Below are 9,404 nucleotides of genomic sequence, written 5' to 3'. Positions count from 1 at the left end.
GGGGCGGGGCCGGCGCCGGGGCCGCGGGGGGGCGGGGGGGGGTTCGGGCCGGCGGCGGGACGCGACCGGCGCCGGGGACGGGGGCCCCCCCGGGGGCGCCCCCCTTCCACGTTCCGGGCGTCCTACTTCTGGAGCGCGCGGACGGCCTGGCTCTCCAGGTCCACGCAGCGGTCCACCCGCAGCGCACACGCCTCGAAGAGTTCCCGCCGCGCCTCGGCACCGGCGTCCGCGTCGGCGTCCCGGGCGAGCGCGGCCAGCTCCGACCAGTGGCGTGCGGATTCCCGGAAGAGACCCGCCGCCTCCGGGCGCCCCACGAGGTCCAGGAAGTCCGCGTACAGCGGCCGGGTCGCGCCCGGCGCGGTCCAGTCCTCCTCCAGGCAGGTGTACAGCCGCCCCGTGCCCGCGCGGAACGCGGCGGGCGAGCCGCCGAACCGGGCTTCCCAGCCCGTCCTGGTGGTGCGGTCGCGCAGTTGCGCCGCGAACTTCTCCATCCCGGTGAAGCCGAAGTTCACGTCGAACTGGTTGCCCAGGACCGGCCCGGTGAGGTGGGTGACGGTGGAGGCGATCGCCCCTTCGACGTCCGGCTCCCCCTCGGGCGGCCCGGTGGGCACGATCAGCTGGTGGCGGCCCTTGCGGTGCGCGGTCCAGGCGGCCCCGAACTCCTCGCGGTCGATCCGGTACGGGGTTTCGGCGCCGTCCTCGATCAGCAGGTCGTCGCCGTCGTACCCGGCGATGACGACCGTGTAGGGGTCGGCGCCGGTCATCTCGGCGGCCGGGTCGGGCTCGTGCCAGGGCAGGGAGGACCGGTCGACGACGCAGAAGGCGGGCTGGCCCTCGTCCAGCGCGGCGCGGACACGGCCCCAGCGGGGCTTCATCGCACGCGTCGCGTCGTACGGGACGTGCAGCCGGCCGAGCGCGACCTGTACCCAGGGCTCGGGGTGGGACTGGGCCACGATCGTGGCCATGGGGGTGAGGCCCTCGTACTCGAACACGAAGTACATGAAGCCGATCCCCCCGGCCAGGCCGGCGACGAGTTCCTCGTCGTGGGCACTGCCCAGGGCGTGCCGGATCAGGGAGGCTTCCCGGTGGCGTCCGGTTCCGAAGTCTTCGTACACGAGCACAGTCATGCGGCAAGCCTAGCCGCGCCGCCGGCACGGTCCCGACGCACGCGGCAGCGCACGCGGCAGCACGCGGCGGCGGGCGGCAGGCGGTGCTCCGGTGGGAGCGCTCCGCCTGCCGCCCGCCGGGCTGCCCGATCGGGTGGGTGGGCATCCCGGTTCGGTGGGTGGCCGCCGGGTGGGCGGCCGGCCGGCCCGGCAGGTCCCTAGAAGTAGACGCTCCAGGTGAAGCTGACCGAGGCCGACCTGCCCGCGGCGTCGGTCACCGTGAGGGTGCTGGTCCGGAAGCCCCACGTGGTCGGGGTCCCGGTGACGGTCCCGGTGGCCGGGTTCACGGTCAGGCCCGCGGGAAGGTTCGAGGCCTTGAAGGAGTACGGGGCGCTGCCGCCGGCGGCCCGGAGCGGCAGGGTGACGGGCCTGCCGATGGTGGAGGTCTGGTTCCCGGGGTTGGTCAGGGTCGGGCTGCCGCCCTGGCCGGTGGTGACGGTCCAGGTGAAGCCGGCGCTCGCGGTGCGGCCCGCCTTGTCGGTGGCGGTGACGGTGACGGTCGAGGTCCCGGCGGTGGTCGGCGTCCCGGAGACGACTCCCGTGGCGGCGGCGACGGAGAGTCCGGCGGGCAGGCCCGTGGCGCTCCAGGTGTAGGGGGCGGTCCCGCCGGTGGCCCTGAGCGTCAGGGACGCGGCGGAGCCGACGGCGCCGTTCTGGTTGCCGGGGGCGGTCACCGCGAGGGCGGTGCCCGCCGGGGTGACCGTCCAGGAGAAGGAGGTGGAGCCGGTCTTGCCGGCGCTGTCGGTGGCGGTGACGGTGACGGTCGAGGTCCCGGCGGTGGTCGCGGTCCCGGAGACGGTTCCGGTCGCCGGGGCGAGGGACAGCCCGGCGGGCAGGCCCGTGGCGGACCAGGTGTACGGGGCGGTGCCGCCCTCGGCGCTGTTGCGCAGCTCGACGGCGCCGCCGACGGCGGTGGTCTGCGCGGACACGGCCGCGACGGTCACGGTGCCGGGCTGCGGGGTGGAGGTGACGAGGCTGGCGCCGAAGCGGGTGAGGGCCTCGCCCACGGGCTGGAAGATGGTGAACTTCTCCCCGCTGCCGGACGTGCACGTGGCACTGCCGCCGCCGGAGTGCAGACCGACGGCCTTGCCGCCGGTGGCCGTGACGTAGGCGCCGCCGGAGTCCCCGCCCGCGGAACAGGCGCTGGAGTAGGAGAGGCCGTCGATGACGACGCTGCCGTAGTCGACGCTCTGGTTGACCTTGGTGACTTCGCCGCACCGCAGGCTGGTGGTCTGTCCGGAGCGGCAGATCGCGGTGCCGACGACCGCTTCGGCGGATCCGGTGACGGTGATGTCGCCCTGGCCGTATCCGGAGACGGTGGGGGCGAGGTTCCAGCCGGCCTGGTCGACGTCGACGATGCCCATGTCGCCCTCGCGGGCGTTGACGCTGCCGCTGCCGTTCTTGTTGGACGTGCCGACGCGGCTGCCGTCCTTGCCGTACGCGGGCTGGTTGGCGTCGTTGGTGCAGTGGCCGGCGGTCAGGAAGGCCTTGGCTCCCCCGCTGGTACGGGTGACGGGGAACCCGATCGAGCAGGGGCTCTCCGTGCCGGGTATCCACTTCTCGCCGCCGACGACGTCCGCCTGCTGACGGGGGGCCTGGTCGGACTCGGCGACGTGCACGACGGGGCCCAGCGCGGCCACCGCGGCGAGGAACTCCGCGGTGGCCGCCGTACGGCCGGTGCGGGCGACGGTGACCTCGACGCGGTTGCCGCGGACGTCCGGCCCCCACGCGTGGACCCCCGGGACGCCGGCCCCGGCCAGGGCGGAGACGCTCCGGGCGGCCGCGGCCAGTTCGGCGCCGGTGTGGGCCGCGGGGTGGACGACCGCGCCGGCGGCGCGGGCGGTGTCCGCGTCGGCGCGGTCGGCGACGGCGGCGTTCAGGGTGCCGGAAGCCGCGTCGAACCACAGTCCGGAGACCCGGTCGCCGAGTTGGGCGCGGATGCGGGTGGCGACCAGCCCGGCCGCCGCTTCGTCGGCGACCCGGCGGCGCACCTCGCCTGCGGAGAGGCCGAGGTCCCGCTGCATGGCCTCCCTCACCTGGGGATTGACCGGGGGGCCGGGGTCCGCTTGGGCCGCCGAGGGCAGGGCGGCGAGTGCGGCCACGGTGACGACGGCCGCGAAACCGGCCAGCAGGGGCCGTTGGGGGAGAGCGCGCACGGAGGTGTTCCTCTCGGAAGGGGGGCGCACCGGCTGGGACACCGGAGCGGGCCGGGACCGTCCGCTGGGGAGGCGGGCGGGCGGCCCCCGGACGGGATCCGGAGCAGGTGAGACGGTTCGGAGGCCGCCGTCCGGGGGTGGCCAACACGTTCCGCCTGTCGACGGGTTGCGGGCATCGGAGGAATCCCTTGCACCCGGAGGAACCGGGGAACTCCTCCGCCGCCGGAGGCTCCGCGCGCCGTACGGGCACGGCCGGCGGAACCGGGGGGATCCGGGGGGGATCCGGGGGGGATCCGGGGGGCCGAGACGGGCCGGGGGGCCGCGCCGGTGGCGCGGACGGGGAGCAGGCCGAGCCCATCGCCTGCGGCGCGGGCGACGCGGCACCCCACCCGCGGCGGCGGGGAGGGCGGTGCGCCGGAGGCGCGCGGTGGACGGTGAGCCGCCCGGCCGGACTCCCCCGCGCCCGCCTGCCCGGGGTCGGTCCGCCGGCCCCACTCCGGCTCCCCCGGGGGCCGGGGCGGCTCACCGCACCCCCACGATGCGGGGCCCCACCCGCTTTGCCATCAGGGGAAACCCTTGACCTGCCGCGACCTGCGCCGGGCCGTTGTCAGGGCGTACGGGCCGGTCCTACCGTGCCGTGGTGTGACGGACGTCGAAGAGACAGCGGGTACCGGTACGGAGTTCACCTCGTGGCGGGGCGCGGTGCACGAGGTGGTACGGGCCCTGGCCGACGGGGGCCGGGTCGCGGTCACCGGCGCCTGGGGGTCGGGAAAGACCACGCTGCTCGGCGATGCCCTCGGTGAACTCGCCGCACTCGGCGCACTCGGTGAACTCGGCGACGGGGAACGGTGCGTGGTGCGGGTCACGTGCGCCGACGCGGACCGGGCGCACCCCTTCGGTGCCGTGGCGCAGCTGCTGTCGGCCGTTCCCCCCGCGGCCGTCGCCGGACTCCCGTACGGCTGGCGGACGGTGGTGGAGCGGCTCCTGCGCCGGTCCGCCGACGGCCCGCCGGGACCGGAGGAGGTCGCGGCGGTCCGGCTCGCGGTGGCGGGCCTGCTGGGGTCCTCCCCCGGCTTCGTCCTGGCCGTCGACGGGGTGCAGTGGCTGGACGCGGCCAGTGCGGACGTCCTGGGCTACGCGGCACGCTCGGTGGCGGCGCCCCGGCTGGCCGTCGTGGTGGGCGAACGGGCCCGGGACGGCCGTGGTGCGGCGGCGCGCCTGCTGGGCGGGCATCCCGTGCACGTCCCGGTCCCCGCCCTGGACGTGGCGCGCACGGCGGCGGTCGTGGTCCGGCACGGCCTGCCCCACCGGTGGGCGACTCCCGTGCACCAGAGCTGCGGGGGCCACCGGCTGCTCACCGAGACCGCGTGCGCCGCGCTGGCCCGGCAGGGTCCCGGCGGCCGGCACGCACTCGTCGTACCGCCCGCGGCGGTTCGGGCCGCGGAGGCGTGGCTGGGGGAGCTTCCCGCGCCGGTGCGGGCGACGCTGCTGGTCGCGGCACTCGCCCGGCAGCCCACCGTGGCCCTGCTGGAGCGGGCCGGGTGCGGCGGTGCAGAGGACGAGCTGCGGCTGGCCCGGGCGGCGGGCGTCCTCGACGACGGCCCGCCGGGGGCGGTCCGGTTCACCGCGCGGGTCCTCGCCGACGCCGCGGTGAGCCTGGCGGGGAAGGCGGAGCGGATCGCCGCGCACGGCGCGCTGGCCGGGGCGGTGGCGGACCCGGTGCAGGTGGTCCGGCACCGGGCGCTGGGCCGGCGGGACGCCACCGACCAGTGCCTCGCCGAGGACACGGCCGTGGCCGCCGGGCAGGCCCGGGAGGGCGGTGAGCGGAAGCTTGCCGCCGAACTGTTCCTGCTGGCGGCCGAGTTGACGCCGCTGTCCCGGGACCGGCTGCGCCTGGAGCGCTACCTCGCCGCGGCGGGGGAAGCCGCCGCGGCCGGGGACAGCGACCTGGCCCGGCAGGCGGCGGACGCCGTCGCCGCGTCGCGGCCCACGCCGGCCGAGCACGTCACGGTGCTCCTGGCGGTCGTCGACTCGCACAGTCAGGCCCTGGCCGGGGTCGAGGGGACGCTCGAACGGTGCCGGCAGATCGCCTCCGGCGACCCGTGCCTGCTGGCCGCCGTGGAGCTGCGCGCCGCCATCGCCGCCAACGTGTCGCGCAGCGACCCGGACGCGGCGCTGCGGGCGGCCACGGCGGCGGCGGGACTGGCCCGGGCCGCGGGGCAGCCGCGGCTGGAGGCGGCGGCCCTGACCATGCGGGCCCGGATGGAGCGGGTCCTGCGCAGCGAGGACTGCGCCCGTACCCTCGGCCGTGCGCTGGCGCTGAACGTGCCCGCCCACGCGGACGGGATCGGCAACAGCCCCCAGTACCTCGCGGCGCGGCACGCCGTCTTCGACGACCGGCTGGAGGAGGCCAGGAACCGGCTGACCGCGCTGCTGTCGCTGGCGGAACTGCACGGTCAGAGCGAGGACCTCGTCGACATCTGGCGCAGCCTGGCCGAGGTGGAGGCCCGCAGCGGCGCGTGCGGCCCGGCCCTCGCCTGGGCGGACCGGGCCCTGGAGGCCTCGCTGGCCGCCGGTCTGTCCCTCGGTCCGGCCTGCTACACCGCCGCCCTCGCGCAGGGCGCGGGCGGTTCCTTCGCCGCCGCACTGCGGTACGCGGCCTGCGGGGAGCGGGCCGCTCGGGAGGAGGGCGACGTACTGCACCTGGAACGCAACCTCTGGGTCGCGGGCGCGGTCCGGCTGCAGACCGGGGACGTGGACGGGGCCGTCGCCGCCTTCGCCCAGCTGGTCCGGGCCGAGGAGGGCCGCCGGCCCGCCGACCCCTCGGTGTTCCGCTGGCAGCCGGACGCCGTCGAGGCGTTCGCCGCCGCGGGCGAGACCGGGCCGGCGCACGACCTGCTGCTGCGGCACGAGGACGCGGTACGGGAGGACACCGCCACCGGGGCCGCGTGGACGCGGGCCCGGGCGTTCCTGCTGGCACGCGCCGGTGACACCGACCGGGCCGTCGTCCTCCTGCGGCGGGCCGACGGCGTGTTCCGCCGCAGCGGGCTGCCCGTGGAGGAGGCGCGGACGCACCTGGCGCGGGGACGGGTCGAGCGCGCCCGGCGGCGCCAGGCGGCGGCCCGCGGCGCGTTCGAGGAGGCGGCCGCCCTCCTCGCCGGGGCCGGGGCGGCGCCGCTGCTGGCCACGGCGCGGGAGCACCTGGACCGCCTGGGCGGGAACGGCAGGGCCGGGGACCGTCCGGCCGGGCGGGCGGAGTTGACCGAGTCCGAACTTCGGCTGGCGGAGCTGGTCCGCGGCGGCGCCAGCAACCAGCACGCGGCGCAGCAGATGTACCTCTCCGTGAAGACGGTCGAGGGGATGCTCAGCCGGATCTACCGCAAGCTCCGGATCCGCTCCCGCACCCAGCTCGCCGGCGTCCTGGCCGACCCGCCCGGGTGAGCCGCGGCGCGGGCCGGGGGTGCGCGGGCCGGGGTGCGCGTACGGGATTCGGGCCGGGGTGCGCGTCCGCGGTTCAGGCCGCGGGCGCGGCGGCCTCCAGCGCGTCGACGGTGCCGGACATGACGGTCCGCAGGTGGGCGGTGAGGTGTTCCGCCGGCCAGTCCCACCAGGCGACGGCCAGCAGGCGGGCGACGTCCGCGTCGCTGTAGCGGGTGCGGATCAGCCGGGCCGGGTTGCCGCCGACGATGCCGTAGTCGGGGACGTCGTCGACCACCACCGCGCCCGAGGCGACGACGGCGCCGTGCCCGATGCGCACGCCGGGCATGACCGTGGCCCCGTTTCCGAACCAGACGTCGTTGCCGACGACGGTGTCACCCCGTGCCGGCAGCCCGGTGATCAGGTCGGCGTGCTCGGACCAGGAGCCGCCCATGATCGGGAACGGGAAGGTGGAGGGGCCGTCCATGCGGTGGTTGGCGCCGTTCATGATGAACCGCACGCCGGTGCCCAGGGCGCAGAACTTCCCGATGACGAGCCGCTCCGGTCCGTAGTGGTAGAGCACGTTGCGGGTCTCGAACGCGGTCGCGTCGTCCGGGTCGTCGTAGTAGGAGTACTCCCCGGCCTCGATCAGCGGCGAGGTCACCAGCGGCTTCAGCAGCACCACGCGCGGCTGGCCGGGGATCGGGTGCAGCACCGTCGGGTCGGCGGGCAGATGGTTCACGGCGGTCGCTTTCGACGTCGGACGGGGCCTCGACGGCAGTACCGCGGGCTCGGGCGACGGGTACGGGAGTACGCCGGTGCGGGCCGGGCCGGTGCTGTCGCACCGGGGCCGGCCCGCACGTCGGGGGGTGTGGGTCAGGAGGCGAAGCAGAGGGACTGGCCGGTGCCGAAGCCGTAGCAGTCGATCCGGCGGCCGGCGGTGGAGGTCAGGCCGGAGTTGTCGGTGACGGTGAGTTCGACGGTGTAGCTGCGCTGCCCGGCCGGGTAGCGGTGGGTGGTGGTGCGGCCGGTGGCGGAGGTGTTGTCGCCGAACTTCCAGCCGTACGAGGCGATCGTGCCGTCACTGTCCTTGGAGGCGGAGGCGTCGAAGGAGCAGTCCTGGTACCAGCACGACACCGAGAAGGAGGCGGTCGGCGGGGTGCCCGTCGGGGGCTGCACGCTGCCGGCGGTGACCTGCTTGGTGACGGTGCCGGTGCGACCGGCGTCGTCGGTGACCGTCAGCTTCACGGCGTAGGTGCCGGCCTTGGCGTACTCGTGCGACGGCTTGACGCCCTCGCCGTTCGCGCCGTCGCCGAACTGCCAGGCGTACGAGGCGATCGTGCCGTCGGGGTCCTTCGAGGCGGAGGCGTCGAAGGAGCAGGTCGCAGCGGTCGTCGAGCACTGGGCGGTGAAGTCGGCGACCGGCTCGCCGGGCTGGGCGGGCCCGCCCAGCTTCGTGACGTTCAGGAACTTGTTCGGGGAGCCCGAGCCTGCTCCGGTCACCACGCCCGACTGGGCGTTGTCCACGAGCGCGTCCCGGACCTGCGCCGGGGTGGCGTTCGGGTGGGCGGACAGGTACAGCGCGGCCGCTCCGGCCGTGTGCGGGGTCGCCATCGAGGTCCCGCTCATCGTCTGCGTGCCCCCGTTCATCTTGGTGGAGACGATGGAGCCGCCGGGGGCGAACAGGTCCAGGCAGGAACCGTAGTTGGAGAAGCTGGAGCGGGCGTCGTTGCTGTCGGTGGAGCCGAGGGTGATCGCCGCGGGCAGCCGGGCCGGGCTGGTGTTGCAGGCGTCCTTGCTGTCGTTGCCGGCCGCCACCGCGACCGGGATCCCGGCGCTGATGACACCGGCCACGGCGTCGTCGAGGGCGCGGTCGGCGCTGCCGCCCAGCGACATGTTCACGATGGCGGGCTTCTTCGCGTTCCTCGCGATCCAGTCCATGCCGGCCGCGATCTGCTCGGTCGTTCCGGAGCCCTGGCAGTCGAGGACGCGGACGCCGACGAGCTTGACGTTCTTCGCGACGCCGTAGTCCTTGCTGCCGACGGTGCCGGCCACGTGCGTGCCGTGGCCGTGGCAGTCGGCGGAGTTCGCGTCGTTGTCGATGAAGTCGTAGCCGGAGGCGGCCCGGCCCTCGAAGTTGGAGTGCTGCGTGTACAGCCCGGTGTCGGCGATGTAGGCCGTGACGCCGCTGCCGTCGTTCGGGTAGGTGTACGAGCTGTCCTTGGCGCCGTCGACGCGGTCGATGCCCCAGGACGGCGGGTTGGGCTGGGTCCCGGTGGCGCGGAAGACGGTGTTCGCCTGGACATAGCGCACTCCGGGTGCGGCGGCGAGCCGGCGGGCCTGCTCGGGGGTGGCCTTGACGGCGAAGCCCCGGAACGCGGCGGTGTACACCTGACGGACCGCCCCTCCGTGGCGGTCCGTCAGGGTCTTCGCGTCTCCCGCGGTCTCGGCCGTGGCGGCGGCGAGCGGGGAGGGGGTGCCGGCCAGGGCTACGAGGTACTGGCCGGAGACGGCGTCGACCGCTCCCTCGCCCAGCACGCGCCCTTCGGCGGGGCCGGCGTGGGCCGGGGCCGAGCCCGCGAACAGGCCGAGAACGGTCGCGGCGGCGGCGCCGAGACATATGGCGCCGAGCCGGGTGCTTCTTGCCGCACGCTGTGCACGCATG

5 protein-coding genes are annotated in these 9,404 nt (G+C 76.1%); 1 reads left to right on the top strand and 4 read right to left on the bottom strand.

All coding sequences use genetic code 11. From position 1 onward, the window contains the following. Positions 1-122 precede the first annotated feature (122 nt). Positions 123-1,127, bottom strand: coding sequence for a BtrH N-terminal domain-containing protein (locus tag ACZ6S8_RS32395; protein WP_469461014.1), 1,005 nt, complete (start codon positions 1,125-1,127; stop codon positions 123-125). A 197-nt stretch (positions 1,128-1,324) separates the two neighbouring features. Then, positions 1,325-3,322: a putative Ig domain-containing protein gene (locus tag ACZ6S8_RS32390; RefSeq protein WP_469461012.1), complete on the bottom strand. Its 1,998-nt coding sequence runs from the start codon at positions 3,320-3,322 to the stop codon at positions 1,325-1,327. A 642-nt stretch (positions 3,323-3,964) separates the two neighbouring features. Between ACZ6S8_RS32390 and ACZ6S8_RS32385 the strand changes: the two genes are divergently transcribed. Beyond that, complete coding sequence (locus ACZ6S8_RS32385) at positions 3,965-6,763, top strand: helix-turn-helix transcriptional regulator (RefSeq protein ID WP_469461010.1); 2,799 nt, start codon at positions 3,965-3,967, stop codon at positions 6,761-6,763. A gap of 73 nt (positions 6,764-6,836) precedes the next feature. On the opposite strand, the gene ACZ6S8_RS32380 is transcribed toward ACZ6S8_RS32385, so the two are convergent. Together ACZ6S8_RS32380 and ACZ6S8_RS32375 are read right to left on the bottom strand one after the other, a co-directional pair. After that, a complete protein-coding gene (locus ACZ6S8_RS32380; protein WP_469461007.1) occupies positions 6,837-7,481 on the bottom strand; it encodes a CatB-related O-acetyltransferase in 645 nt (214 codons plus the stop codon). A gap of 134 nt (positions 7,482-7,615) precedes the next feature. After that, a complete protein-coding gene (locus tag ACZ6S8_RS32375; RefSeq protein WP_469461005.1) occupies positions 7,616-9,403 on the bottom strand; it encodes a S8 family serine peptidase in 1,788 nt (595 codons plus the stop codon). Between the last annotated feature and the right edge of the window lies 1 nt (position 9,404).

This window comes from Streptomyces sp. NPDC048461 (assembly GCF_055587105.1).
The sequence above is the reverse complement of the archived record's forward strand: the minus strand, read 5'-3'. Positions and strand labels throughout refer to the sequence as shown.